The sequence below is a fragment of the Alteromonas sp. KUL42 genome (assembly GCF_006538325.1).
Taxonomy (GTDB): Bacteria; Pseudomonadota; Gammaproteobacteria; order Enterobacterales; family Alteromonadaceae; genus Alteromonas.
Genome location: NZ_BJKK01000020.1, coordinates 41,473 through 66,450, shown reverse-complemented (window position 1 = coordinate 66,450; position 24,978 = coordinate 41,473). Strand labels below are relative to the sequence as shown.

At 43.6% G+C, this 24,978-nt stretch carries 26 protein-coding genes; 21 read left to right on the top strand and 5 right to left on the bottom strand.

Annotation, left to right across the window (positions count from 1 at the left end):
* Window positions 1-19: 19 nt before the first annotated feature.
* Complete coding sequence (locus tag EYR97_RS19095) at window positions 20-1,657, top strand: M28 family metallopeptidase (RefSeq protein WP_131095351.1); 1,638 nt, start codon at window positions 20-22, stop codon at window positions 1,655-1,657.
* A 261-nt stretch (window positions 1,658-1,918) separates the two neighbouring features.
* Window positions 1,919-3,085, top strand: a complete 1,167-nt coding sequence (locus tag EYR97_RS19090; protein WP_131095350.1) for a hypothetical protein — start codon at window positions 1,919-1,921, stop codon at window positions 3,083-3,085.
* 37 nt (window positions 3,086-3,122) lie between these two features.
* Here the strand turns inward: EYR97_RS19090 and slmA are convergent, their stop codons facing one another.
* Both slmA and coaBC read right to left on the bottom strand, forming a co-directional pair.
* The gene (slmA, locus tag EYR97_RS19085; RefSeq protein WP_131095349.1) at window positions 3,123-3,713 is read right to left on the bottom strand and encodes a nucleoid occlusion factor SlmA; all 591 of its coding nucleotides are present in this window, start codon (window positions 3,711-3,713) and stop codon (window positions 3,123-3,125) included.
* Between the two features lie 168 nt (window positions 3,714-3,881).
* Entirely contained in the window at window positions 3,882-5,111 is a 1,230-nt protein-coding gene (gene coaBC, locus EYR97_RS19080; protein WP_131095348.1) for a bifunctional phosphopantothenoylcysteine decarboxylase/phosphopantothenate--cysteine ligase CoaBC, read from the bottom strand.
* Window positions 5,112-5,285: 174 nt separating this feature from the next.
* On the opposite strand from coaBC, the gene radC reads away from it, so the two are divergent.
* The 9 genes from radC (at window position 5,286) to mutM (ending at window position 12,442) form a co-directional block, all read left to right on the top strand.
* On the top strand, window positions 5,286-5,963 hold the full coding sequence (gene radC / locus EYR97_RS19075) for a DNA repair protein RadC (protein WP_131095347.1): 678 nt from the start codon (window positions 5,286-5,288) through the stop codon (window positions 5,961-5,963).
* Window positions 5,964-6,057: 94 nt separating this feature from the next.
* Window positions 6,058-6,426 (top strand): hypothetical protein, encoded by a 369-nt coding sequence (locus EYR97_RS19070; protein WP_131095346.1) that lies wholly within the window; start codon window positions 6,058-6,060, stop codon window positions 6,424-6,426.
* 86 nt (window positions 6,427-6,512) lie between these two features.
* Window positions 6,513-7,202, top strand: a complete 690-nt coding sequence (locus EYR97_RS19065; RefSeq protein WP_131095345.1) for a YjbF family lipoprotein — start codon at window positions 6,513-6,515, stop codon at window positions 7,200-7,202.
* Window positions 7,202-7,951, top strand: a complete 750-nt coding sequence (locus EYR97_RS19060; protein WP_131095344.1) for a capsule biosynthesis GfcC family protein — start codon at window positions 7,202-7,204, stop codon at window positions 7,949-7,951. The genes EYR97_RS19065 and EYR97_RS19060 overlap by 1 nt, the downstream gene beginning before the upstream one ends.
* Entirely contained in the window at window positions 7,948-10,050 is a 2,103-nt protein-coding gene (locus EYR97_RS19055) for a YjbH domain-containing protein (protein WP_131095343.1), read from the top strand. The genes EYR97_RS19060 and EYR97_RS19055 overlap by 4 nt, the downstream gene beginning before the upstream one ends.
* Before the next feature lie 364 nt (window positions 10,051-10,414).
* Complete coding sequence (rpmB, locus tag EYR97_RS19050) at window positions 10,415-10,651, top strand: 50S ribosomal protein L28 (protein WP_014947757.1); 237 nt, start codon at window positions 10,415-10,417, stop codon at window positions 10,649-10,651.
* A gap of 11 nt (window positions 10,652-10,662) precedes the next feature.
* Complete coding sequence (gene rpmG, locus EYR97_RS19045; protein ID WP_012516577.1) at window positions 10,663-10,818, top strand: 50S ribosomal protein L33; 156 nt, start codon at window positions 10,663-10,665, stop codon at window positions 10,816-10,818.
* Between the two features lie 275 nt (window positions 10,819-11,093).
* On the top strand, window positions 11,094-11,564 hold the full coding sequence (locus EYR97_RS19040; RefSeq protein WP_131095342.1) for a hypothetical protein: 471 nt from the start codon (window positions 11,094-11,096) through the stop codon (window positions 11,562-11,564).
* 68 nt (window positions 11,565-11,632) lie between these two features.
* On the top strand, window positions 11,633-12,442 hold the full coding sequence (mutM, locus tag EYR97_RS19035; protein WP_131095341.1) for a bifunctional DNA-formamidopyrimidine glycosylase/DNA-(apurinic or apyrimidinic site) lyase: 810 nt from the start codon (window positions 11,633-11,635) through the stop codon (window positions 12,440-12,442).
* Window positions 12,443-12,459: 17 nt separating this feature from the next.
* Here the strand turns inward: mutM and coaD are convergent, their stop codons facing one another.
* Together coaD and EYR97_RS19025 are read right to left on the bottom strand one after the other, a co-directional pair.
* Window positions 12,460-12,948: a pantetheine-phosphate adenylyltransferase gene (gene coaD / locus EYR97_RS19030; RefSeq protein ID WP_131095340.1), complete on the bottom strand. Its 489-nt coding sequence runs from the start codon at window positions 12,946-12,948 to the stop codon at window positions 12,460-12,462.
* 89 nt (window positions 12,949-13,037) lie between these two features.
* Window positions 13,038-13,769 carry a 3-deoxy-D-manno-octulosonic acid kinase gene (locus EYR97_RS19025; protein WP_181409157.1) on the bottom strand — a complete coding sequence of 244 codons (732 nt, stop codon included), beginning with the start codon at window positions 13,767-13,769 and terminating at the stop codon, window positions 13,038-13,040.
* A gap of 93 nt (window positions 13,770-13,862) precedes the next feature.
* Between EYR97_RS19025 and EYR97_RS19020 the strand changes: the two genes are divergently transcribed.
* The 8 genes from EYR97_RS19020 (at window position 13,863) to glpG (ending at window position 22,780) form a co-directional block, all read left to right on the top strand.
* The gene (locus EYR97_RS19020) at window positions 13,863-14,867 is read left to right on the top strand and encodes a glycosyltransferase family 9 protein (RefSeq protein ID WP_131095338.1); all 1,005 of its coding nucleotides are present in this window, start codon (window positions 13,863-13,865) and stop codon (window positions 14,865-14,867) included.
* A 90-nt stretch (window positions 14,868-14,957) separates the two neighbouring features.
* Window positions 14,958-15,428, top strand: a complete 471-nt coding sequence (locus tag EYR97_RS19015) for a hypothetical protein (protein ID WP_131095337.1) — start codon at window positions 14,958-14,960, stop codon at window positions 15,426-15,428.
* Window positions 15,425-16,603, top strand: a complete 1,179-nt coding sequence (locus EYR97_RS19010; protein ID WP_131095336.1) for a hypothetical protein — start codon at window positions 15,425-15,427, stop codon at window positions 16,601-16,603. The genes EYR97_RS19015 and EYR97_RS19010 overlap by 4 nt, the downstream gene beginning before the upstream one ends.
* 9 nt (window positions 16,604-16,612) lie before the next feature.
* Window positions 16,613-19,057: a bifunctional diguanylate cyclase/phosphodiesterase gene (locus EYR97_RS19005; protein WP_131095335.1), complete on the top strand. Its 2,445-nt coding sequence runs from the start codon at window positions 16,613-16,615 to the stop codon at window positions 19,055-19,057.
* A 209-nt stretch (window positions 19,058-19,266) separates the two neighbouring features.
* Window positions 19,267-20,463 carry a glycine C-acetyltransferase gene (gene kbl / locus EYR97_RS19000; protein WP_131095334.1) on the top strand — a complete coding sequence of 399 codons (1,197 nt, stop codon included), beginning with the start codon at window positions 19,267-19,269 and terminating at the stop codon, window positions 20,461-20,463.
* A complete protein-coding gene (gene tdh / locus EYR97_RS18995) occupies window positions 20,460-21,488 on the top strand; it encodes an L-threonine 3-dehydrogenase (protein ID WP_131095333.1) in 1,029 nt (342 codons plus the stop codon). The genes kbl and tdh overlap by 4 nt, the downstream gene beginning before the upstream one ends.
* Complete coding sequence (gene glpE, locus EYR97_RS18990; protein WP_131095332.1) at window positions 21,485-21,796, top strand: thiosulfate sulfurtransferase GlpE; 312 nt, start codon at window positions 21,485-21,487, stop codon at window positions 21,794-21,796. Before tdh ends, glpE begins: the two co-directional genes overlap by 4 nt.
* A gap of 111 nt (window positions 21,797-21,907) precedes the next feature.
* On the top strand, window positions 21,908-22,780 hold the full coding sequence (glpG, locus tag EYR97_RS18985; RefSeq protein ID WP_131095331.1) for a rhomboid family intramembrane serine protease GlpG: 873 nt from the start codon (window positions 21,908-21,910) through the stop codon (window positions 22,778-22,780).
* Window positions 22,781-22,831: 51 nt separating this feature from the next.
* Here the strand turns inward: glpG and EYR97_RS18980 are convergent, their stop codons facing one another.
* Window positions 22,832-23,248 carry a flagellar basal body-associated protein FliL gene (locus EYR97_RS18980; protein WP_131095330.1) on the bottom strand — a complete coding sequence of 139 codons (417 nt, stop codon included), beginning with the start codon at window positions 23,246-23,248 and terminating at the stop codon, window positions 22,832-22,834.
* Between the two features lie 248 nt (window positions 23,249-23,496).
* Between EYR97_RS18980 and EYR97_RS18975 the strand changes: the two genes are divergently transcribed.
* Together EYR97_RS18975 and ubiA are read left to right on the top strand one after the other, a co-directional pair.
* Complete coding sequence (locus EYR97_RS18975; protein WP_131095329.1) at window positions 23,497-24,051, top strand: chorismate lyase; 555 nt, start codon at window positions 23,497-23,499, stop codon at window positions 24,049-24,051.
* Window positions 24,048-24,911 (top strand): 4-hydroxybenzoate octaprenyltransferase, encoded by an 864-nt coding sequence (gene ubiA, locus EYR97_RS18970; protein ID WP_242635128.1) that lies wholly within the window; start codon window positions 24,048-24,050, stop codon window positions 24,909-24,911. Before EYR97_RS18975 ends, ubiA begins: the two co-directional genes overlap by 4 nt.
* Window positions 24,912-24,978: the final 67 nt, after the last annotated feature.

The following is a 24,978-nucleotide window of genomic DNA, read 5'->3' as shown; positions in this document are numbered from 1 at the left end:
GTTAAACGGTGAAATTAGAATGATAAAAAAACTCCTACTAGGCAGTGCAATAACAGCAATGACATTTGCTGCAACAGCGCACAATCATGTTACGACAGAACAAACTTTCAACCCTGATACGCAGCGCATTAAATCACACCTGTTTTTTCTAGCTGACGATTTGTTAGAAGGGCGTGATACAGGCTCTCGAGGTCATGAAATAGCAGCACTCTACATTGCGACTGAATTCGCAAAATACGGCTTAAAGCCCGCGGGTACTGATGGCTATATTCAAAATGTTTCGTTCCGCAAAGCTAACTTAGTGCAGGAATCACCAACGTTCACGTTTACCAAAGACGGTGAAACGGTAAGTTTTGACTATCCAAAAGAATATTTAGCTAGCCCTAGTTTGCTAAGTACCGACGCTCACGTTAAAGGCGAAATGGTATTTGTTGGATACGGGATTATTGCCGATGAGTTGTCACACAACGATTACAAAGGCCTTGATGTCGAAGGTAAAATTGTTGTCGCACTAGCGGGTAAACCAAGCGATTTTCCGTCTGAAGAAGGAGCACACTTTGCTTCAGGCTATCAAAAGCAAAAGTATGCCGCAGACAATGGCGCTATTGGTATGATCACCATTACAACGCCTAAGAATGAAAAAGTACGTCCGTATCAAAGCCGCTTAAACTATATTCATACACCGCGTATGGCATGGCTTGACGATAAAGGCGAGCCTGCCAATAGCTTTGCACAGCTTAAAGGTGGCGCTTACATGAGTGAAGGTGCTGCTAAGACATTGTTTGAAGGTGCGCAACAAAGCTTAGACGATATTTACGCACAGCTAGAAGCAGATAAAGTGCCATCTGGCTTTGCCCTTAATGGGGTTGTCGACATTAGTAAGAAAAGTACCCACGATGTGGTTACTAGCCCGAATGTGGTAGGCGTTCTAGAAGGTTCAGATCCTAAACTAAAAGATGAGTACGTAGTATTTTCTGCGCACTCTGATCACATTGGTTTCGCTAAAACCGTTAAGAAAGATAATATTAACAATGGTGCAATGGATAACGCATCAGGCACATCTGTAATGCTTGAAACAGCGCGCTTATTCAGCGAAATGAAAGAAAAACCAAAGCGCTCAATTCTGTTCGTTTCTGTTACCGGTGAAGAAAAAGGGCTACTGGGGGCCGACTATTTTGCGCGTAACCCTACCGTGCCTGTAACCTCTATGGTAGCGAACGTTAACTTAGATATGCCAATTCTGACTTATGAATTTGCTGATGTGATTGCATTTGGTGCAAATCATAGCGACCTGCAAGTATCAGTGGAAAAAGCGGCAGCGAATGCAGATATTGCATTGAGCCCTGATCCATGGCCTGAACAAGCACTATTTACTCGCTCAGATCACTACGCTTTTGTAAAACAAGGCGTACCTGCTGTATTTATGGTGCCTGGCCTTAAGTCAAAAGATCCTAACGTAGATGGCAGCAAAGTGTTTGGTCAGTTCCTATCGAGCCATTATCACAAGCCAAGTGACGATATTCACCAGCCATTTAACTGGAAAGCGGCAGAGACTTTTACCAAGGTTAATGCACAAATTGGTTTAACATTGGCTAATCAGGATGAAAAGCCAAAGTGGAATAAAGGTGACTTCTTCGGCAATACATTCGGCCAATAGCCGTTTAGTTGAATAGTAAAAAAGCCAACAAAAGCAGCGTTTTACTTATGACGCTGCTTTTTTTTATCTAACAGATATTAACGGCCCAAGTATTGCTGCCGGGTAATGCTATTGTACTTTTAAGTCAAAGCGTTGGCATGATAAATGGGATGATTGGTATCATAGGCTATTCGCCTTGTTGAATGTCAAAATGGGCTATGCGTATAAATGAGATGGCACATGCATTCAAAGACAATTCATTAAATGTAAGAGAGAGTGGTAATGCAGAACAAAAAATACCTGCTAGTTGCGCGAGGTAGTTCGCATATTCGTTATTTCAAAAAGTTTGCCGAGTTATCGCCACTAAATGTGGATGTGATAAAAGTAAACGCGAAGCTCTTTTTACCCTCGCATTTTTCTTACTTAGCGCTAGCAGAAAAAGCTGACATTGAGCGATTACTTACCCCGCATTTACTCAAGAAAGCGCGCAAGCACCCTCGCTTAGCAAGCTCCTTTTTGTGGTCTCCTTTTAAAGCGTTAAGCCGCTTCTTGATAAAGCTAGATATTGCCAAAAGTGCAGCGCTTATAGATAACGCAAAAGCAGATGTGGTGGGGGTATGGAATGGACAAAAGCAACCTAGCTCATCTATAGCCGCAGCGGCAAAAGCGCTGGGCAAAGAGGTTGTGGCTTTTGAAAATGGTCTGTTACCTAATTCAACGACATGTGATTGGTGTGGGGTAAATTGTGAAAACTCATTGCCTCGAAATGGTGAGTTTTATCGGCAGTTTAGCTCTGCTAAATCACTGCCAACAGAGTTAGTACCTCGAGCGCCAATTGCGTCAAAAGCAAAAGGTATAGAGTCCAGCGCGTTACCTGAGAAGTTTATCTTTGTGCCGTTTCAAGTGGAAACGGACAGTCAAATTATTTCCAATTCCCCTTGGATAAAAAGCATGGGGCAATTGTATCAACACTTGGCAAATGTCATTGATAATACCAACGATGCTAACTTACACATTGTGATCAAAGAGCACCCTTCCGAGTCAGTTCGTCATGATAGCTTGCATCATAAACATCCTCGAATCCTCTTTGCCAATCAATGCAATACACAAATGTTGATAGAGCGTTCACAAGCAGTATTAACAATAAACTCAACCGTGGGTATTGAGTCTTTACTATTAGGTAAACCCGTAATGGTGTTGGGTAGTGCTTGTTATGGCATTGACGGTGTATGTGCAAAAGTAAGCAATGAAAGTGAGCTGCTTAATACACTGAATAATTTAGCGTGGTGTGAAGGCGACGATGAAATTAAACGCGGCTTTCTCAACTTTATGTATGAGCATTACGTTATTCCTACTGCGTGGGCAAACATTGATGAAAAGCATGCTCAGGCACTTACTAAGCGTTTGTTGAAGGACGATAGCTTTATTACACTTATTGAACAGGCATAACACGCTCTAGACATAAAAAACGCCTTAAAGGCGTTTTTTATGAGATAAACATTTGTTTAAAGGTATTCCACTGCTCGTTAAACTGTTCTGTGGGTTTACGGGTAAAGCTACTTCTGATGAAGGCATTAATTCGGCCATCTGTGTAACTAATTAACATATTAGCGATAATTGCTTCGTCAGCAGAAAGGGTTTTTCCTTCACGCAATTTGCGTTCGCGCAACACTTGCTTTAATTGTGTTTCTAAGCGCTCGTACAACTTGGCAATACGCAAGCGCAAGCGTTCTTGCTCTCCCATCAGCGCATCGCCATTAAGAATACGCGTAATGCCAGGGTTCTTCTCAGCAAAGCCAAGAATAAGGTGTAATATTAACTGGCAACGGGTCAGCGAGTCTTTCTCTTCATTGACAATTTTATTGATACGGGTAAACAGCGTATCTTCAATGAACTCAATAAGCCCTTCGAACATACGTGCTTTACTTGGGAAGTGTCGATAGAGAGCAGCCTCTGAAACACCAACTTTCTCCGCAAGTTTAGCAGTAGTAATTCGTTGACCTGGGCTGGTTTCTAGCATTCCAGCGAGTGCTTGCAGAATGAGTGCTCTGCGATTGGTTTTTTTGACAGCAGGCATGACGACTGTATTTCCTCCGCAACCGAGCAATACTCACTCGGGCTCCATGTTTAAGTTGGCTTGCACCAAATAGTTTATATTTATCGTTTTTATTCTGGATACGTTATCGGTATCTACTCACTTTTTATTATTCTCAATTGCAATTTCTTGCAAAAATGGTCGTTACAGCTACGAGGGCAAGGCTGTAGAGTAACGTTCTGCAATAAGTGACAGTAGTTGCGTTGCTAGCTCACTTTTGCTGGTGGCTGGCAGGCGTTTTTCACCGTCTGACCATATAACATGAAGTGCATTTTGGTCACTATTAAACCCTAAACCTTCCGTTGTAATGTCATTAGCTGCAATCATGTCTAAGTTCTTTTTTTCTAACTTAGAACGGGCATATGCTTCAACATTTTGGCTTTCTGCGGCAAAGCCAACGCAAAACGGTCTGTCATCTCTAGCTGATATTGTAGCTAGAATATCAGGGTTTTTAATAAAAGTAAGTGTTAACTCTTCACCCGTTTTCTTAATTTTATTATTGGCGACAGCCGACGCCTTATAGTCGGCCACAGCCGCAGTACTTATGAATATATCGGTTGATGTGGCAACTGATTGACAGGCAGCTAGCATGTCATCTGCTGTTGTTACATTAATGCGCTTACAGCCTTCTGGCGTGTTCAAAGACACAGGGCCAGCCACAAGTGTTACTTCAGCTCCAGCAAGTGCAGCTGCTTGTGCAATGGCAAAACCCATTTTTCCAGAGCTGTGGTTAGATATATAGCGCACAGGATCTAACGGTTCTCGAGTTGGTCCGGCTGTAATTGTTATGCGTTTACCGGCTAGCGTGTTGTGCGTTGGGTCATTATGACGCGTTAACGCATGTTGTTCATTGAGTAAGCTAGCAATATCTACAGGCTCAACCATTCTACCTGCACCTACATCACCGCATGCTTGTTCACCTTCAGCTGGGCCAATCATTTTCACGCCATGTTCTTTTAGCATGTGCAGATTGTTTTGCGTAGCGGGCGCTTTCCACATTTGCTGATTCATCGCTGGGGCGACGTAAATGTCGGCAGTAGTGGCTAAATAAAGCGTAGAAAGTAAATCATCGGCTATTCCATGGGCTAGTTTAGCTAGGGTATTGGCTGTTGCCGGCGCAATTAAAAGCACATCGGCCCATTTCGCTAGTTCAATATGCCCCATAGCGGCTTCTGCTGCTGGGTCGAGTAAATGATGATGAACAGGGTTTCCCGACACAGCTTGCAACGACAATGTACTGACAAACTCGGCGGCTGATGCAGTGATAACAACACGCACGTTTGCACCTAACGCAGTGAGTTTACGCACCAAATCTGGTGTTTTATAGGCGGCTATACCACCTGTTATACCAAGTAAAATATTTTTATTAGCAATCGACATAGTAACGACAACGTTTACAAATTACCTTTAGCCTAACATGCAGAAGCAAAATCGGATAGCTGAACAAAAGCTAATAAAGCACTGCTCCTATCGAACCCGCCTTTAATACAGTCGTTTGTTACTGTGTATTTGTTTATAAACACATTCACTGTAATTAAACGGATTTGTACTACGATGTCGATAAGAATTTGGCCTAAAAGTGAGCAGCCCCGAGAAAAGCTACTACAGCACGGTGTAGAGCATTTAAGTGATGCAGAGCTTATTGCGGTATTACTGGGAAAGGGGATAAAAGGTAAGTCTGCGCTTATGTTAGCGCATGAAATATTGAATGAATTTGGTAACTTACGAGGTGTGGTAACTGCTTCTCAAGCCGCATGGCTCTCTATTTCAGGAATAGGAATATGTCACTATGCTCAGTTTCAAGTTGGCTTTGAAATTTTTAAACGACATTTAGAAGTCCAATTAAAACGAGAAAGCGTGTTTAATAATGTGGAAGATACGAAGCGATTTTTACAAGCCAAGTTGCGCGATTGTGAGCAAGAAAAATTTGCACTATTGATGTTAGATAGTCAGCACCAATTGATCGCATTTCGAACTATGTTTAGCGGCACGATCAATAGTGCAGCGGTCTACCCCAGAGAATTGATCAAGCAAGTTATGATCGATAATGCAGCCGCTGTGATATTAGTACACAATCATCCTTCAGGAGTAGCAGAACCAAGCCACGCAGACATACGTTTGACCTCTGAGATCAAAATCGCAATGACTGCGATCGACGTGCCTGTGTTAGATCATTTTGTGGTTGGGGATAAAGAAACTATTTCATTTGCACAGCGAGGCTTGTTAACATAAGAAAACTAAATCATTTTGTCGATTATAATGTAGTCAAAGCGCTTAAAATGATTTAGCATAGGAATAGTGGGTAAATTTTTGGAAAAGGACTGTTATGAAAAAGTCAGTTATTGCATTGGTTGCTGCCATGACTATGGCGACAGGTGTAAATGCAACACAAGACCAAGCTAACGATAATGGCTTTGGCATTGGAGCAATTGATGAGTCAGAGATGACAGCAATTGGTGTGGGTGCACTTATCCTAGGTGGGATAATCGCTAACAATAGAAGCGATGGTGGTGGCGAAGGTCCTACCCCTCCTCCATTAGAACCAACGTGTGAAGGCAGCGATCCACTAGTAGATGGCGTTTGTGTAGGTACAACGAACACATTGACTAACACGGTCACAGTATCAGGTACACAAACAATTACGCAAACGATTACAGTGCCAGTTACATTTACATACGCACCTACGTTGCAGTAAAATTTAGTTAAAGATTGAAAAGGCCGCTTTTATTAGCGGCTTTTTTATTTTCATCGAATGATTTAACTTTTGGTTGGCGTATTCCAATGAAATCAAACTGTTGGCTTGCCCTCTTCGGGGCAGCAGTGCTTTTTCTTTCCGGTTGTTCTACTACCACACTTGCTTATTACAATACCTTTAGACAAGCCTTAAAAGACAGAACGGTCAAATATACTCCAGAGCAAGTTGCTGCAAGCAAAGCAGATATTATGCAAATTGAAGCAGGCGATCGCTCAACATCATCGTTGGCTTTGACCTATATAGATGGCGATAAATATCGTTGGGTGTCTGGCGACAAAGTTATTTTCACCATTGAACATGGTGTAATAGTTAAGACAGAAGGGCTGCAACACGATTTATATTACACAACTAACCTTCAACATATCCCATTAGCGGCGAACGATACATTACCCTATTCATGGAAGCGCAAGGTGGATGTAGATGGGGTTGGTTTTGGCCTTACTGTAGATTCTTCTTGGCGTATTGGAGGAGAGGAAACTCATGAATATATGGGCTTTTCAGTCCCATTGATTAAAGTGGTCGAAACCGTAAAATTTCCTGAATATACCCCATTTATCGATACTGGGCTTGAATGGGAAAATATTTACTTCCTACACAAAACGACCAAGCAGTTAATAGCTTCACAGCAAAAATTTAGTCCAGAAGGTGATCGCTACGATATGGTGTATCTAAGCCGTATTGTACGCGAAATGAAGGCGCAAGGAGTTGCACTATAATGAAGCACTTTACCCATATTATTGCTTTATTTTGCCTTTTTTCTTCAACGGGACTAATGGCAAATGATACCGTAGTAACGGTGAGAATAAATAAGCAAACCTATTTGTTCGATCGCCCGATAAGACTGGCGAGCGCACTATCAATTGTTGCTGATAACGGAGACTGGTATTGGCCCGCTGCAGCGGCATTTAACCTAACAGATCCAACGGCTGAAAACGAGCAAGATGCCATACTGATGCAAATTCGCGATCTTCTCTCGCGATTTGACAAAGACTCTGAGACACATAAAGCATTAGATAATTTATATCAGCAGGTGGCTTCATGGACGGTGTCTACCCGTATTAATATGCCTATTTCATATAATCGTGCTCGTCTATTGATTGAGGAAAACCCAATGTTTCAACCGGGTAAGTACTGGATAAGGCTAAATGGGCGACCAAATGTAGTGCATTTTTCTGGCGCGATACTTAAACCTGGTGCTTACCAGCACCTGAGTGATACGTCTATTTACACCGCGGTAAACACCGTTAAGAAGGCCAGTGATGCTGACAGGAGTCATGTTTATCTAATCTCACCTACGGGACAGGTTGAAGAGAAAGGTATCGCGTATTGGAATTTAGATTTCTCGCAGATCATGCCAGGTAGCCAAGTATACATTCCCATTTCAAATGAGCTTTTCAGTAACAAATTAAAACGACTCAATGAGCGCGTGGTCGCGTTAGCAGTACACAGGGTTCTTCCTCAATGAAAGCGTCTTTTATAGCAAAGAAATCTACCATTGCGCTTGTCGTAGGTAGCGCACTTTCCTCTGGCGTTAGCGCTGATACGCAAATTCGCGTTGTACCTACACAAATGGTTCAGGGTGGTAACGGCTTAATTCAAACACCTACAGCGCGAATGCGCGAAGATGGTGAAATTGCAATTAACTATACTGATAATGGCGAGTATCGTTTTTGGTCAGTGAACATTCAGTTGTTCGACTGGATGGAAGCTACCGCTAGATATACCGATGTACGTACTCGTCTTTATAGTCCCGTTGAATCGTTTAGTGGAGATCAAACGCTTAAAGACAAAGGGCTAGATGTAAAGTTTAGGCTGTGGGAAGAGAGTTACTACTTACCAGATATTAGCGTGGGTTTCAGAGATTTTGGCGGAACTGGTTTTTTTGAAAGCGAATATGTGAACGCCAGTAAGTCTATTGGGCCTTTTGATATTCACCTTGGTTTGGGCTGGGGATACCTTGGTACAGCAGATGATATTGCTAACCCGTTTTGTAAAGTTAAAGATAGCTTTTGTGAACGACCTGGTGGGTTCTCTGGGCGTGGTGGTAAGGTTGATTACGACCAATTTTTCAAAGGAACAGCGGCTTTCTTTGGAGGAATAGAATATCAAACGCCTTGGGAGCCGCTAACGCTAAAAGTAGAGTTTGAAGGTAATGACTATTCACGAGATAGAGCTGGGCCTTTAGAACAAGATTCTCGATGGAATGTAGGTGCAGTTTACCGTTACAAGGGGCTTGATTTTAGCCTGAACTATCAGCGTGGAAATACCGTTGGCTTTGGCGTTAGCTATCAGTTTGATATGAACTCTGCGTCTCAAATCAAATACGATGAAGCGCCCAAAAGTTTGATGACTCGCAGAGCGCCATCAACACTCAATGATGTGAACAAAACCCGTCTCTACAACAGTATGTATTATTCGGGGGGCTTTTTGCTTTCTGATGCTGAGCTAACCGAAGACAGCGCTACATTCTATGGTACGCAAGTCGATTACCGCAATAATGATGAAGCCATTGAAAGGCTAGGGCGCGTAATTGCATCAGAACTACCTGATAGTGTGAAGAGCTATCACATTATCGATAGTCGCGCTGGTTTGCCAATGGTTGATACTCAAGTTGACGCAGAGGCATTTATCTCAGCGGCACGATATGAGTCGGTAGACGCTGATATTAAAGAAACTTATGTAAGAACAACACCTACTAAAGCACAACTTGATGCTTATGATCCAGAAGTAATAAGTGGTGCTTTTTACAGTGCTGACTTTTTTTGGAACCAATCGTTTGGTAACCCTGAAGCTTTCTATTTGTATCAGATGGGGGCAATGCTAAATGGTGGGTACGCATTCAACAACAAGCTGTCAGTTATTGGTGGTGCACGTGTTACCCTGCTGGATAACTTTGATAAGTTTAATTACTTAGTTGATGGTGAAGAGGCCGCATTACCGCGAGTGAGAACGCGGGTAAGAGAATATGTCTCGCAAAATGATGTATGGCTAGATACAGCCTTTTTGCATTATAAGGACAACCTTTCAGAGAATGTTTACGGCCAAGTATATGCTGGCTATTTGGAAACTATGTTTGCAGGCGTGGGGGGAGAAATTCTTTATCGCCCTGTAGATAGTAATTTGGCTTACGGCTTTGATATTAACTATGTAAAACAGCGCGATCCTTTCAAGCAACTTGCAACGGAAGATTACGAAGCAATTACGGGCCATGCGAGTGTATATTGGAAACCTGAGTTTCTAGACGGCACACAAATAAGTGTAAGCGTTGGTCAGTTTTTGGCAAAAGACAAAGGCGTGAATATTGATTTTGCTAAACGATTCGACAGCGGGATTGTGGTGGGCGCGTATGCTGCATTTACCGATGTATCATCGCAAGAGTATGGTGAAGGGAGTTTCACCAAAGGGTTTTATATTTCAATTCCCACAGATTTATTCTTGTTAGAACCGGCAAAAGGACGAGGTTTATTCCCGTGGGTGCCGATTTCTCGTGATGGTGGGCAAATGTTGAGGCGCCCTGTTCGTCTTATTGATATGACGGAAATACGCTCACCTTTTTATGACTAACATTCAAAGGCTACGATGATCCTCTCGTAGCTTTTTTTGTGGCGGTTCTCATGGGTGAGTAAACATAAACCAATAATTGCTACCATAACGACCTGTTATCATGCGTACTCAATTATTTTTAGCATTCGAGCTAAAATCTGAAGGCGCTTCAGTATATAATGGGGAAATTCGCAAGAGAGTGCTAATTTTTTGAGCATAAAACAGTTAAAAAGTAACCTTTTTGTAGTTTCTTATTGAAATGATCCTGCCTTTGCTGTATAAAATGCGCCCTCTAATTTATAGTAATACGTCATTTGACCCAACGACTGTTTGAGTGCTGGGATCGACTGACGCGACAGTTATCGTTGTTCTGGAGACAAATACAATGTCAAGAGTATGTCAAGTAACAGGTAAGCGTCCAACGGTTGGTAATAACCGTTCACACGCAAGAAATGCGACTCGTCGTCGCTTTTTGCCAAACCTTCAAACACACCGTTTTTGGGTTGAGAGCGAAAACCGTTTTGTAAAGCTACGTTTGTCTGCGAAAGGCATGCGTATCATCGATAAGAAAGGTATTGATTCAGTACTTACTGATATCCGTACCCGTGGTGAGAAAATCTAAGGAAGCCGACAATGCGTGATAAAATTAAACTAGTTTCTTCAGCAGGTACAGGTTTCTTCTACACTACTGATAAAAACAAGCGTAACATGCCTGGCAAAATGGAGATCAAAAAGTATGATCCCGTTGTGCGTAAGCACGTTATGTTCAAAGAGGCAAAAATCAAGTAAAGCCCTTTTCTAAGAGCACTTGCTTTTGTCTCCACGAAAACCCAGCTTTTGCTGGGTTTTTTGCGTTTGATCGACAAGGAAATGGAGGCGGATCCTCAGGATCTGTCGGCAGCCCTTTGTGATCATAATAGTGTTTTGTACCTCGATCACTTAAGCGATGTTTAGCTGGTCTGAGATCCTTGCCTGTTTAATTGGACTAATGCGAATAAGGGTTAGCATCTAGTGCACTAACACATTAATATTGCGTATATTAAAAGAGTGTTTGGATAAAGACAGTGGCAAGAATTTCGCAGCGCGCTATGAACAATGTGGTTATTATTGCCATGTTGATAATGATAGCCCTGTTCAATTTAGACAGCTTCCTCCCCAAGCCTGACGTGGCGCAATCACGCACGCTTTTGCCAGAAGGGGCGTATGTCCTCAAAATTGAACAAGACGGCAATAGCTTAGAGCGCAGTGGTCAGCAATGGCGACAGAGCACACTTGCTACAACACTCTCTGTTGCTCCTGACCGACAATTCTCAGAGTGGCAGCGAGCTGCGATCACACCTGTTACATCCGTACCTGAAAGTGTTGTTCAGTCACAACCTCACGTGGTCGTAGTGTGGATTGCAGGTCAACCAAACGGTATTGTATATGGCTTTTATCCTAATACCACACCTACATTAGTTGAGTTTGAAGGCAATTGGTATTCTCTTACCAATGCAACTTTTACCACACTCTTACCTTGGAACAGCACTATCTAGGAATAGCGCAACCTTGGGATCGCCAAACCAGAGAATGATCAGCACTATCTAAACAGCGGAATATTAACATGCCTGAATTACCAGAAGTTGAAGTCAGTCGCTTAGGAGTTTCACCTCACTTACTGGGTAATACCATTACCCGCATGGTAATTAGGGAACGCAGAATGCGCTGGCCAATTCCAGAAGAGATCTCGCTTGCTGAAGGTCAAATAGTGATGGCGGTCAAGCGTCGTGCTAAATATCTCTTAATTGAAACCCAAGCAGGCACTATTGTGCTGCACTTGGGAATGTCAGGGAAATTACGGGTAATTGATAGTACCACTCCACTGGTCAAACACGACCACGTGGATATTGTTCTTAATACAGGAAAATGCCTGCGATTTAACGACCCTAGACGCTTTGGTGCCGTACTTTGGCAAGCGCCTAGTGCACCACTTGCCATGTTAGGTAATTTAGGGCCAGAACCGCTTACAGAAGATTTTGATGATAGTCGTCTATTTAGTTTATCTCGTAGTCGAAAAGGCCCAGTTAAGAACTTCATTATGGACAATAGCGTGGTTGTTGGCGTGGGGAATATTTACGCGAATGAAGCCCTATTTTTGGCTGGAATTGACCCTAGGCGCCCAGCTGGAAATATCAGTGCTCAGCGCTACAAGCGTTTAACACAAACCATCAAGCAAGTACTGGCAAAAGCGATTGAGCAAGGTGGCACAACATTGAAAGACTTTGCTCAAACAGACGGAAACCCAGGGTATTTCGCACAACACCTAAATGTATATGGAAGAAAAGGGAAGCCGTGCGAAGTGTGCGGTAAAGAAATACAAAGTAAGGTGATTGGGCAGCGCAATACATTTTTTTGCACACACTGCCAACGATAGTACTTTATGACGAACGATTAGGCTTTTTGGTGAAGTCTGTCTTGCAAAGCTTGTTCAACAACAGGGTGACAGAAGCCACCTACTGCCCCGCGATGCAATGCTACTTCCTTTACTAAAGTGGAAGAAATAAAAGAGTTTTCTTCTGCCGGCGTTAAAAATACGCTTTCTAGCTTAGGGTTTAGCCTTCTATTCATGTTAGCCAGTTGGAATTCATATTCAAAATCAGACACGGCACGTAGACCGCGAATCAGGATAGTCGCGTTTTGATGATCGGCAAAATCAGCCAGTAGCCCGGTAAAACCAACAACTTCAACATTGGGTAAGTGTTCGGTCACTTTTTTTATCATCTCAACCCGTTCTTCCAGCGTAAACAGTGGCTTTTTACTTGGGTTTGATGCAATGGCAACTATCACATGAGAAAACATCTGTGCTGCGCGCTCAATTAAATCAGCATGGCCGTTAGTGATTGGGTCAAAAGTGCCAGGATAAAGTGCTCTTGTATGCATAAGCTCGTGTCATTTGGTTGGAAAGTGATTATTGCTAGCTACGATCTGTTCGCTTTGCCTTAATGTATCACAATGAAATAAATTACCAATTAGCTGGGGGCATTAATTGCACCTTTATAACCCGAGAGGAAGTATTGCCATTGAGCAAATTCCCAGTGGAAAGTGGTGTTCTTTTCTTTTTCTTTGCGCAGTGAACGAAGTAGCCTGTCGAGGTTACTTTGCTTCCAACTTTCACCAGAACGCACTTCACAGCGGTCGAAATCAATTAGCCAGATGTGTCGGTTGTTATCCATCATGATATTTCGGATGTTGGCGTCATGGTGATAAACCTGACAATTGTGCATGGCCGCTAACGCTTTGCCTACATTAGACCAGTCGTCGTTTGAAAGCGGTGCTTCACAAAGCATATGATGCAAGTCACGGCTATAGGGAATATTTTGAGTGATGAGGTCAGCGCGATAGATAAGGCCACGACGATGAACTCGTGCAGCGACAGGTACGGGTACACGCAAGCCTTGGCGTTGCATAAGCGAGAGCAATCGAAACTCTTTAAACGCTCGGCTATGTTCAACACCGACAAAGAAGTATTGATCACTGAGCAACTTGCCAATCATACCGCCGCGCTTGTAATGCCGCAGCACCCACTGCTGTTGTTCGTGTTGTATGAAGATGGTAGTACCACGTCCTTTTGCTTGGCCTGTTACCTTATTTTGTAGTTGCCAAAAATGTGAGCTAAACATATCTTCATTGGGATGACTCACTAAAGTGTCATCAAATATAAAATAGTGCCCAGCACCGATGTCGCGTCGTATTGTCGCCATGTTGCCCACAAGTTATGGTAAATTTCACATTCTAATGATTTATTTTGGTTTTTCAGCAACGAGAGAGCGTCTGTGGTAAAAAAGATTTGTTTAATGCGTTTATCAGCAATAGGGGATGTCTGTCATGCGGCTGCTATGGTAACGCGCATTCAAACCCAGTGGCCCAATGCTGAAATTACGTGGGTCATTGGCAAAGTTGAATATCAATTGGTTAGGCTAATGCCAAATGTGCGCTTTATCATTTTCGATAAGTCACAGGGTAAGGCAGCTGTGAAAGCACTAAAAGATGCTGTAAAAGACGATGTTTTTGACGCATTACTAATGATGCAAGTGGCATTGCGCTCCAATATGGCATCGCGGGTGATAAAAGCGAAAAAGCGCATTGGATTTGATTGGGCGCGCAGCAAAGAATTGCATTGGCTATTCGCCAATACCCGTGTTGCGCCAAGAAAGCATGCCCATGTGCTAGACGGCTTTATGGATTTTGCGGACGCCTTGGGTGTACCAGAGGTTGATAAACCCAGTTGGTGTATTCCGGTATCTGAAGAAGACGAACGTTGGGGTGAGGAGCAGGCCAGTGAATTGGGGAAATATGTTGTTATTTCGCCCGCGGCAAGTAAAGCAGAGCGCAACTGGTTGCCAGAGCGCTATGCTCAAATCGCTGACTACATTCAAGAAAAGGGCGTAAAAGTGATACTTTGTGGTGGCCCGGGTAAGCTGGACAGAACTACCGCAGACGCCATCAAAAGTTTTGCCAAAAAGGACATACAAGATTTTACTGGTAAAACGTCGTTGCACCAGTTGCTTATGCTATTGAAACACGCTCAGCTGGTTATTGCGCCTGATACCGGGCCAGCACATATGGCAACCACCGTTGGTACGCCCGTCATTGGTTTGTATGCACACTCAAACCCCCGAAGAACGGGGCCATACAATGATCTACAGCACGTTGTATCAGTATACGACGAGTGTATTGAAGCGCAAAAAGGAAAGCTTTGGACTGCGTTACCCTGGGGTACAAGAGCAAAGGGTAGCGAGCTTATGAATAAAATAACCTTTGATATGGTTCAACAAAAAGTTTCGTTATTTGTTGGATAATTAATGTCGTTGTAAGGTAAAACTAACAACTAGAATCTACACTTAAACGAGCGCAGTCTTTCCTTTGCTATAACAGGGAGTCGTTACGAGATGAAAAAGCCAGCTTTGCGGTGGCTGTCAGCTGTTTTTGACCACTCAAATATACATTTAACACTGCTTGTTATCGCGGTGGTATTTTTGTGTGTGCACAAAGTTAATGCCGCAGAGCTCAATGTCATGGTTAACGAAAGTGTAGTAATGTCGGAGCTAGAGCGCACCGAACTGCGTCAAATTTTCACGGGGCATCGTCAGTACTGGCACGATGGCACGCGCATCACAGTATTTGTACTGCATGACAATAACGAACTGCACAAACGCTTCTGCCGCGACACGCTAAAAATGTTTCCTTATCAGCTGTCTCGCTTGTGGGATCAAATTACTTATTCTGGGCAAGGAGTAACGCCTGTGCGTGTATCGTCATACGAAGAGCTTGTGCAAGCGCTTGAGAATACAGAAGGGGCCATCGGGTATCTTGAAAGTGACAAAATAGCCAAATTACGGCATTTAGAGGTAGTCGAATGATAAGAAAATTTTTATTTTTCACTTCGCTTCTAGTTAGCACCGTCGTTCAGGCAAACTTTGAAGGCTTGTCGTGGCACGGTTATGTATCACAAGGTCTTACACAATCAAAAGACAGCTTATTTATCACCGATAACGATGACATCACGGGCGAACTTACTGAAGTTGGACTGAACGGTTATTACCAAGTGGTAGAAAATATTTCCATTGCAGGGCAAGTGAATTATTTGGACGGTGGGAATAGGTTTGAACAAGGTACACGATTAGATTATCTCTTCATTGATTGGAAGTTGCCGAATATCGGCAGTGGCTGGCAAGCTCAGGTTCACTTAGGCCGATTCAAAAATAGACATTGGCTGTATTCAGTAACGCGGGATGTACCGCAAACACGTCATACAGCAGTGCTCCCTCAATCGGTTTATTTTGATGGGTTTCGCGATGTTGCGTTGGGCAGCAATGGAGTGCAGACCAGTTTTTCTCGCTATGGCAAAGATAATATCTGGGAGCTCAATTGGAGCTACGGACGTTCATCTATCAATAATTCCCAGCGTGACTTTTTGTTAGGGGAAGAAGCAAAGGGCAAAATCAAACAAGATTTTGTGCATCAAGCCAGTGTGTTTTGGCAGCCTTCCACCATGGAAATGAAAATAGGTGCAAGTTGGCTGTCTTCTGATTTTACCTACAAAGCTGCCAAGGTTGACAATCGGTTGTCGGGTAAAGCCAATATTCAACGCTTTATGTTGTCTGCGCAGTATTTTTCAGAAAATTGGGAAGTGTCTTCTGAAATATTGCGTGAAATTCAAGACAGTGCTGGGCTTTTCGCTCCAGATTACACCGAAAAACGCACCGGTGAGGGTGGCTTTATTCAATTTCGCTATTTATTCAACAGCCAATTAAGTGCTCTGGTGGGCTACGACACTTATACCAATGATGTGTCAGACCCCAATGGTGAGAGGCTTGAGATGTTCACTGGCGGTCTTATTCCGGCTTATTTCGCCTACCAAGATACTGTGACAGTTGGTTTTAGTTACGACATTGCACCTAATTGGCGTTTACAAGGCGAACATCATTGGGCAGAAGGTGCCACACGCGTGGTGAGTTTACTGGATAGAAATGTTGCTTCCCATACCGATGAAAAGTGGAAAATGTGGTCGTTGCAATTGATGTATTGGTTCTAGGGCCGCGTGATGAAGGTTAAGGTTTCATTTACCACTAAAACCATCATCACGCTGTTGGCAATGGTGCTAACGGTAACCATTGTTATCTCGGCAGTATTGATTAAAGAGTCCGAAGAACGGGTATTGCTGCAACAAACCGAAAGTCAAATTAACAACCAACGCCGCGTGCAACTATTCGAAGAAATATTGCACAACAGAATGATTTTACTAATAGATATCATTAGCCACAAAAGCGGTACTCAGGCTAATTCACTGGAGGCCTTAGAGAATACTCTTAGCGACTTGAATGAGTATCTAACGCTGAATTTCCAGGTTGAACAAATCTATCTTTTTGGTGAGCAGGGCGTTGTCAATAACACCAATATAAAAGCAACGGAAGAAGTTACTCGTTTGGTAGAAACTACCCGTGCTACGTTTGAAAGTCGCTCTTTATTGTACTGCGCGTCAGTGTGTACACACTACATCTCTATTCCCATTATGACCGACACCAATACCGTCCCTGTTATTGTCGTTTCGGCCTCTATGCGAGAGCTTCTCTATTTGTTCAGCCGTGCTACAGACGTACACAAGGTTGCTATTGTTCAGCAAGCAGAAGACGCATTAGGCAAAACTCAGCTGGTTATTTCCAGCCAACAGTCGGCAGCTAATAGACAATATTTGCAACGCTTATTTGAAGCCCTACCTGAAGGTTGGAGTGTTGACGCATTAATCACACAAGGTTTATTGGCGCCACTAGATGACAAGCAGTTATTAATGAGTTTACTGCCATTTAACCATGCCACGGGGGATCACCCCTATTTGCTTATAGTGCAAGATGTGACGAATAAACAATTACAAAATGCACAATATCGCTACGTTGTTATTTCAACGGCCACGGCCCTATTTATTGTGTTTTCGTTTCTTATATACCTGTTTTTAAACCAATATCGCATTCGTCTTTTAGGTGTTAGCGAGCGTTTGCCTATGCTGGCAGAGCACAAGTTTGATGAGTTCTATGCGGTAACCGCAAAGCGCAGGAAAGCGCCGCTGTTTAATTTAACCGACGAGCTAGATGTGGTTGAAGATGCTGCGAATAATTTAGCCAGACAGCTTGAAAGCTTCGACGGTCAAATGGCCATTAACACCGCAAAATTAGAAAAAATGGCGATGTTTGATGTGTTAACGGGATTACCTAACCGCAACATGCTTACCTTTCAAATAGAAAAGCAATTAGATGGTACTGCAAAGGAAGATCAGTTACTTGCCTTGATGTTTATGGACTTAGATGACTTCAAAAAAGTGAATGACAGTCACGGGCATGATGTCGGAGATAAATTACTTAAAGCCGCTGCAATGCGGATCTCAAGGCCGCTTAGGGAAACCGATATAGCGTCGCGCTTTGGCGGTGATGAATTTGTTGTTTTGCTCTCACACATTGCAAATAAACAACAAGTAGACGATGTGGCGAAAAAACTTATAGATGAGTTTAAAGAGCCAATCATTGTTGAGGGCACGAGTTTTTACGTATCTATCAGTATAGGTATTGCCATTACGACCCATTCAATGGCAACACCGGCGGAATTGTTACGCCATGCTGATATTGCCATGTACGAAGCCAAAGAGAAGAAAGGGGCTGAATACCGTGTGTACGATGCCACCATGAATCAAAAAGTCATGCAAAAAGTAGAGCTGGAATCTGAAGCGCGAGAAGCACTTCGCGACAATCAATTTAGCTTAGCATTGCAGCCTCAAATTGAAATGCAAACTGGTAAGCTGGTGGGGTTTGAAGCGCTATTGCGCTGGACACATCCCACTAAAGGCCCAATCTCACCAGCCGACTTTATTCCTTTATTGGAAAGCACCTCATTTATGTTGGAACTCGACTACTGGGTTGTTACAAGGGCTACCTATTTGATCAAAGAGTTAAAAAACAGTGGCTATGGTGATATCAAGCTGGCTATCAACTTATCGGCTGGACAGTTCCTTGACCCCAATTTGCCCGATTTTCTACAACAACAAATCATCAATAACGAAATAGCGCCAGAGCAGGTGTGTTTAGAGCTAACCGAAACGGTGTTGGTGTCTGATATCGACAGAGCTACCAGTATAATGCGCACTATTCGCGAAATGGGCTGCATGATTGCCATTGATGATTTTGGTACGGGTTATTCATCGCTTAGCTATCTCAAGTCGCTGCCCGCTGACTTTATAAAAATTGACCGTTCGTTTGTCGCTAACATCGCTAGCAGCGCAGATGACAGAAACATTGTTCATTCGACCATTTCTATGGTGAGTAATATGGGCATGTTAGTGATTGCCGAAGGTATTGAAACACCGGAACAGTATGAACTGCTATGCCAATTCGACTGTCATATAGGGCAGGGCTATCTAATTAGTAAACCCATTCCTGAAGCTGATGTTTGGGATGTGTTGGGACACCGAGTAAATTTAGGTTACTGGCGCGAATCTGCTTAGAGCTTGCTGGCCGTTGAAGTGAACTGGCAGGGTTTAAATTAATAAACCATCGGCACTTTCTATGCAATCCTATGCAATGTTTCACTAAGTGTGCTAAATAATTTACAAGCTTAGTCGACGAACCCATTAAATACAGCGCATTAATGTGTACCCTTCAGTGCGCTTTCATTACACTAACGGTTTTTAAATACCTACAATCGGAGAATGGCATGTCTGCGGCATTTATTTCGCATTTGCAATCGCAAATTGAAGCCACAAAACAAGATGGTTTGTACAAAAAAGAACGTGTGATCACCTCACAACAACAAGCTGATATTGGCGTTGCCAATGGTGAGCTCGTTATTAACTTTTGTGCGAACAACTACCTTGGTTTGGCGAACAACGAGCGTTTAATTCAGGCGGCCAAAGAAGGTTTAGACAGCCATGGTTTTGGTGTGGCGTCGGTGCGCTTTATTTGTGGAACCCAAGATATTCACAAGCAGTTAGAATCGTCTATCAGCGACTTTCTCGGTACGGAAGATACCATTCTTTATCCATCGTGTTTTGATGCCAATGGCGGTTTGTTTGAAACCCTGCTTGGCCCAGAAGATGCGATTATTTCTGATGCGCTAAATCACGCCAGTATTATCGACGGCGTGCGCTTGTGTAAAGCGAAGCGCTACCGCTATGACAACAACGACATGGCGGCACTGGAAGCGCAATTGAAGCAGGCTGATGCCGATGGCGCGCGCTTTAAGCTAATTGCCACTGACGGTGTATTCTCAATGGACGGTGTTATTGCTGACCTTGCGTCCATTTGCGACTTGGCTGATAAATACAATGCCATGGTTATGGTTGACGACTGTCATGCTACGGGCTTCTTAGGTGAAAATGGCCGAGGCAGTCACGAATACTGCGGCGTAATGGGCCGTATAGATATAATTACTGGCACACTTGGTAAAGCTCTTGGTGGTGCGTCTGGTGGTTATACGTCAGGTAAAAAAGAAGTGGTGGAATGGTTGCGTCAACGTTCTCGCCCTTACTTGTTCTCTAACTCTGTTGCACCACCTATTGTTTCTGCGTCACTTCAAGTGTTTGAAATGATGAAAGACGGTGATGAGCTGCGTGCGAACTTATGGCGCAATGCAAATCACTTCCGCACGCGTATGGAAGAGGCGGGCTTTACACTTGCAGGTAAAGATCACGCTATTATCCCTGTGATGCTTGGCGATGCACGTTTAGCCAGTGAAATGGCTGATAAATTGCTTGAGAAAGGCATTTACGTGATTGGGTTCTCTTACCCAGTTGTACCAAAAGGACAAGCCCGTATTCGCACTCAAATGTCTGCGGGTCACAGCTTAGCGCACGTAGACAAAGCGGTAGACGCATTCATTGAAGTGGGTCGCGAAATGGGAGTGATTTCATGAAGTCCTTAGTAAAAGCTAAAGCTGAAAAGGGCATTTGGTTACAAGATACGCCTGAGCCAGAAGTTGGCCACAACGATTTGCTGATTAAAATTCGCAAAACGGCAATTTGCGGTACCGACATGCACATATACAACTGGGATGAGTGGTCACAAAACACGATTCCAGTGCCTATGGTAGTCGGCCACGAATATGTAGGTGAAGTGGTTGGTATGGGGCAGGAAGTCAAGGGTTTCAATATTGGCGACCGAGTTTCTGGTGAAGGCCACATTACATGTGGTCATTGTCGAAACTGTCGTGCAGGCCGCGTTCACTTGTGCCGCAATACCGAAGGCGTTGGTGTAAACCGTCCAGGTGCGTTTGCTGAGTACTTAGTTATTCCCGCGTTCAATGCATTTAAAATTCCTGACAACATCAGTGATGAATTGGCATCTATTTTTGACCCCTTTGGCAACGCTGTACATACCGCGTTAAGCTTTGACCTAGTCGGAGAAGACGTTTTAATTACTGGCGCTGGCCCTATCGGTATTATGGCTGCGGCCGTTGCCAAACACGTAGGCGCACGCCATGTGGTTGTTACCGATATTAACCCTTATCGCTTAGAGCTTGCGAAAAAAATGGGTGCTACTCGCGCTGTTGATGTGAGCAAAGAAAACTTGAAAGACGTTATGGACGACCTAGGCATGACCGAAGGTTTTGACGTGGGTCTTGAAATGTCAGGCGTTCCAGCCGCGTTTCGCGATATGCTGAATAAGATGAACCACGGTGGCAAAATTGCCATGTTGGGAATTCCGCCGCAAGATGTCGCCATCGATTGGAACCAGGTCATTTTTAAAGGCTTGGTGATCAAAGGCATTTATGGTCGAGAAATGTTTGAAACTTGGTACAAAATGGCCAGCTTGTTACAGAGCGGTTTAGATCTGTCGCCAATTATCACGCACACTTTTTCTATTGATGACTTTCAGAAAGGGTTTGATACCATGGGCTCAGGTCAATCAGGTAAAGTTATTTTGGACTGGCAAGTATGACAACATTCTCACACATTAGTGTTCAAGATGTAGCGGACTTTCAGGGCGACGTTGCTATTGTTGATATTCGCGACCCACAGTCGTATGCCAATGGACATATGCCAAATGCGGCGCCGTTGAATAACGACAATTTCGCGACTTTTATTGAACAGACGCCAAAAGACACCCCAGTGGTAGTTGTGTGTTACCACGGAGTGAGCAGTCAGCAAGCAGCTCAAGTGATAGCACAGCAAGGGTTTGAAACCGTCTATAGTATGGACGGTGGCTTTGAAGCATGGCGATTAGCTAACCCGGTAGTGACTGCTTAACATACGAAAAGGTGCCTTTGGGCACCTTTTTTCATATTTATGGCCTATCATGGTTTATGATGTCCCTTTCTGCTAAGTATTAATAACACAAGAAGGTTACAGGCTTTATTCATGGATCAGCCATTAATTGCTTTTAGTCAGCAGAGCGCTGCACATTTACTTGCCAATTATCTAACCAGCCAGCACATACCAGCCAAAGTTATTCTAGGTAGTGAAAAAGACGAATTTATTGTGGTGCTATCTGATGCAGAACATACCGAGTCTGCCCATGCTATTGCACAAGAGTTTCTGAATAACCCTAACGATCCGAAATATCAGCAAGCAGCTTGGGATAGTGGCAAAAATGTCCGGCTCGCACCGAGTGCTAGCGGCTTTTCTATTGGCAACATCATACGCGATGGATTAAATGCGCCATTTACTTCTACGGTTTTTTTGCTATGTATAGCGGTTTATGTCTTGTCATTTCTAGGGTTGTTTTCACCTATCGCGCAACATTTGTTAATGCAGCCAATATCAGTACTGTCACAAAACCATGAATGGTGGCGCTTGCTTGGCCCTGCGTTTATTCACTTCTCTGTACTACATATAGTGTTTAACCTTTTGTGGTGGGGGTCGCTTGGCGCAAAAATAGAACGAGTACTGGGCATAAGTATGCTACTTATTGTATTTGTTGTGTCGGCGGTGGTTTCAAACGTGGCCCAAGCAATGTTTAGTGTACCCGTGCAAGGTAATTTATTGTTATTTGGTGGGTTGTCTGGTGTGGTGTATGCCGTGATGGGTTTTGTGTGGTGGCTTGGGTGGTTACGCCCCAGTTGGGGGCTTTCATTACCAAACTCCATTGTGGGTTTTATGTTGGTGTGGTTAGTCCTGGGCTATGCGGATATTTTATGGGTAAACATGGCCAATGCGGCACATACTGCCGGTTTGATATCAGGTTGTTTACTGGCGGCGTTGCTAAGTATAGGTACAAAAAAAGCAAGCTAAGCTTGCTTTTAATCTAATGGCTGAATGGGTAACGGCTGCTGAGCTTTACCCTTAACCGCCTTGATACAGGTATTTGGTGAAAATGACATTTTTAACTACTTCACCGCCCGTTTCTTCTTTCATGTGATCTTGCAGCGCTTTTAAAATGGCGCGCCTGATATCTTCACGTCCGGTGAGAGACTTCACTTTTTCTTCTGGCTGTTGACCAAAAATCTCAATGGCTGTTGAGCGCAACAGTGGCATGTGGTGCTCGGCAATTTCCAATTGATTTACGTCGTAAATCATCAGTTCAACCGATACGCGAACATAACCTAACTTCTTGGCGTTATCGCTAACATAGTTGGTGACTATTTCTGGCTCTAAGCCTAAATAGGCGTAGTTAGACTTCTCTTGTGCCATAGTTGTACCGGCGCTGCAAAAAGCAATGCAACCCACAAGAAAGCTACGTATTAATAAAGACTTAAGCATGGATAAGACCAATGAACCCAAAATTAAAATAAATACACTACATAGTTTACGCAAATCTCAATGGAAACGCACTACTGCAAAAGTAGAAGTGTACTAAAAATATCCAAAGATAAGCTAGTTATTACCTTGTTGGTATTAAAACGCAATAGAAAATACGATATAAGCTACGAATTCACGCTTACACAATCAATTACACCGTTTTGATACGTGTTATGATATTAACAGTTTAATAATACGAGCTTTTTCACGTGAGTTTTAATGCCACTTTCCCTGTGGGTTTACCCGTTACATGGCTAAACCCTCAAGGGGTACACATTGGTGACGGCTGCCTAAAAGATTGGTTGCTTGATACGGGGTCGCTAACTGAGCGTGTGCAGTCGCAGTGTACCCACTTTTCGTTAGAGCTATTAGGTCAACAGCCTCTTGTGCCGCACAATAATGAGTTGGCTATTCTTTCGGGAAATGAAACTTCACACTATCAAGTGCGTGAAATTCTTCTGTGCGGTGACAATAACCCCTGGGTGTTTGCCCGTTCAGTTATTCCGCAAAGTTTTGTGGATGCCGAGTTGTCAAACTTAGGTCGCGAGCCACTGGGAAAACGTATATTCAACGACAGCCGATTTGCGCGTTCTACCTTCGAAATATGTTCGCTTGATGCTCTTGAGCTGGGTTTTAGCAAAAGCGCAACCTTGTGGGGAAGACGTTCGAAGTTTACGTTAGGGCAACAAAGCATGATTGTTGCTGAAATATTTTTGCCAAATTCACCTGCTTACAACGCCGCTTACGCAGTAGAGAAAACATGATGACGACATATAACTTAAACGCTTATGTACGTTTAATGCGTTTAGACAAGCCAGTGGGTATTTACCTTTTGTTATGGCCAACACTGTGGGCTCTGTTAATAGCTTCACAAGGGTTACCTGCTTGGGATATTACGCTGATTTTTGTTGCCGGTGTGGTTGTTATGCGTTCTGCTGGGTGTGTAATAAATGATTATGCCGATAGAAAAGTAGATGGCAGCGTTAAGCGTACGGCTCAGCGCCCGCTAGCTACCGGTGAGGTGACGGCAAAACAGGCCTTACAGCTATTTGGCGCACTGGTGGCTATTGCATTTATTTTGGTGTTGTTTCTCAACTGGCAGACTATTGCGTTGTCTGTGGCGGCACTTTTACTGGCATCCTCTTACCCTTTTATGAAGCGCTATACCCATTTACCACAAGTGGTGCTAGGTGCCGCATTTGGATGGGCAATACCCATGGCGTTTATGGCGGTACTTGAAACTATTCCTGTTTATGGCTGGTGGCTATTTGTCGCGAATCTTACATGGACAGTGGCTTATGACACCATGTATGCCATGGTTGACCGAGATGACGACTTGCAAATTGGGGTGAAATCTACCGCCATTTTGTTTGGTAAAAACGACGTGCGCATTGTGATGGGCTTACAAGTGGTGACGCTAGCTATATTAATTGGTGTTGGGCAGGCAATTGCTGCCTCGTGGCCCTATTATACGGCTCTGGCCTTTGCGGCTTTGCTGTGCGTTAGACAATATCAGCTTATTAGACGTAGACAGCGTGAAGGTTGTTTCACTGCCTTTTTGGAAAATCACTATATGGGGTTAGTGATCACCCTGGGCGTGCTACTGCAGTTTTATATTGGGTAAAAAGCGTCGCAGCACGCTGCCAAAGTGGGTAGCTAGTAGAATAGCCAGAAAAGCTGGCTAAACAGGC

Coding starts and splice junctions, on each gene's coding strand:
- EYR97_RS19095 (WP_131095351.1), top strand. CDS start 20: ATGATAAAAAAACTCCTACTAGGCAGTGCAATAACAGCAATGACATTT.
- EYR97_RS19090 (WP_131095350.1), top strand. CDS start 1,919: ATGCAGAACAAAAAATACCTGCTAGTTGCGCGAGGTAGTTCGCATATT.
- slmA (WP_131095349.1), bottom strand. CDS start 3,713: ATGCCTGCTGTCAAAAAAACCAATCGCAGAGCACTCATTCTGCAAGCA.
- coaBC (WP_131095348.1), bottom strand. CDS start 5,111: ATGTCGATTGCTAATAAAAATATTTTACTTGGTATAACAGGTGGTATA.
- radC (WP_131095347.1), top strand. CDS start 5,286: ATGTCGATAAGAATTTGGCCTAAAAGTGAGCAGCCCCGAGAAAAGCTA.
- EYR97_RS19070 (WP_131095346.1), top strand. CDS start 6,058: ATGAAAAAGTCAGTTATTGCATTGGTTGCTGCCATGACTATGGCGACA.
- EYR97_RS19065 (WP_131095345.1), top strand. CDS start 6,513: ATGAAATCAAACTGTTGGCTTGCCCTCTTCGGGGCAGCAGTGCTTTTT.
- EYR97_RS19060 (WP_131095344.1), top strand. CDS start 7,202: ATGAAGCACTTTACCCATATTATTGCTTTATTTTGCCTTTTTTCTTCA.
- EYR97_RS19055 (WP_131095343.1), top strand. CDS start 7,948: ATGAAAGCGTCTTTTATAGCAAAGAAATCTACCATTGCGCTTGTCGTA.
- rpmB (WP_014947757.1), top strand. CDS start 10,415: ATGTCAAGAGTATGTCAAGTAACAGGTAAGCGTCCAACGGTTGGTAAT.
- rpmG (WP_012516577.1), top strand. CDS start 10,663: ATGCGTGATAAAATTAAACTAGTTTCTTCAGCAGGTACAGGTTTCTTC.
- mutM (WP_131095341.1), top strand. CDS start 11,633: ATGCCTGAATTACCAGAAGTTGAAGTCAGTCGCTTAGGAGTTTCACCT.
- coaD (WP_131095340.1), bottom strand. CDS start 12,948: ATGCATACAAGAGCACTTTATCCTGGCACTTTTGACCCAATCACTAAC.
- EYR97_RS19025 (WP_181409157.1), bottom strand. CDS start 13,769: ATGGCGACAATACGACGCGACATCGGTGCTGGGCACTATTTTATATTT.
- EYR97_RS19020 (WP_131095338.1), top strand. CDS start 13,863: ATGCGTTTATCAGCAATAGGGGATGTCTGTCATGCGGCTGCTATGGTA.
- EYR97_RS19015 (WP_131095337.1), top strand. CDS start 14,958: ATGAAAAAGCCAGCTTTGCGGTGGCTGTCAGCTGTTTTTGACCACTCA.
- EYR97_RS19010 (WP_131095336.1), top strand. CDS start 15,425: ATGATAAGAAAATTTTTATTTTTCACTTCGCTTCTAGTTAGCACCGTC.
- EYR97_RS19005 (WP_131095335.1), top strand. CDS start 16,613: ATGAAGGTTAAGGTTTCATTTACCACTAAAACCATCATCACGCTGTTG.
- kbl (WP_131095334.1), top strand. CDS start 19,267: ATGTCTGCGGCATTTATTTCGCATTTGCAATCGCAAATTGAAGCCACA.
- tdh (WP_131095333.1), top strand. CDS start 20,460: ATGAAGTCCTTAGTAAAAGCTAAAGCTGAAAAGGGCATTTGGTTACAA.
- glpE (WP_131095332.1), top strand. CDS start 21,485: ATGACAACATTCTCACACATTAGTGTTCAAGATGTAGCGGACTTTCAG.
- glpG (WP_131095331.1), top strand. CDS start 21,908: ATGGATCAGCCATTAATTGCTTTTAGTCAGCAGAGCGCTGCACATTTA.
- EYR97_RS18980 (WP_131095330.1), bottom strand. CDS start 23,248: ATGCTTAAGTCTTTATTAATACGTAGCTTTCTTGTGGGTTGCATTGCT.
- ubiA (WP_242635128.1), top strand. CDS start 24,048: ATGATGACGACATATAACTTAAACGCTTATGTACGTTTAATGCGTTTA.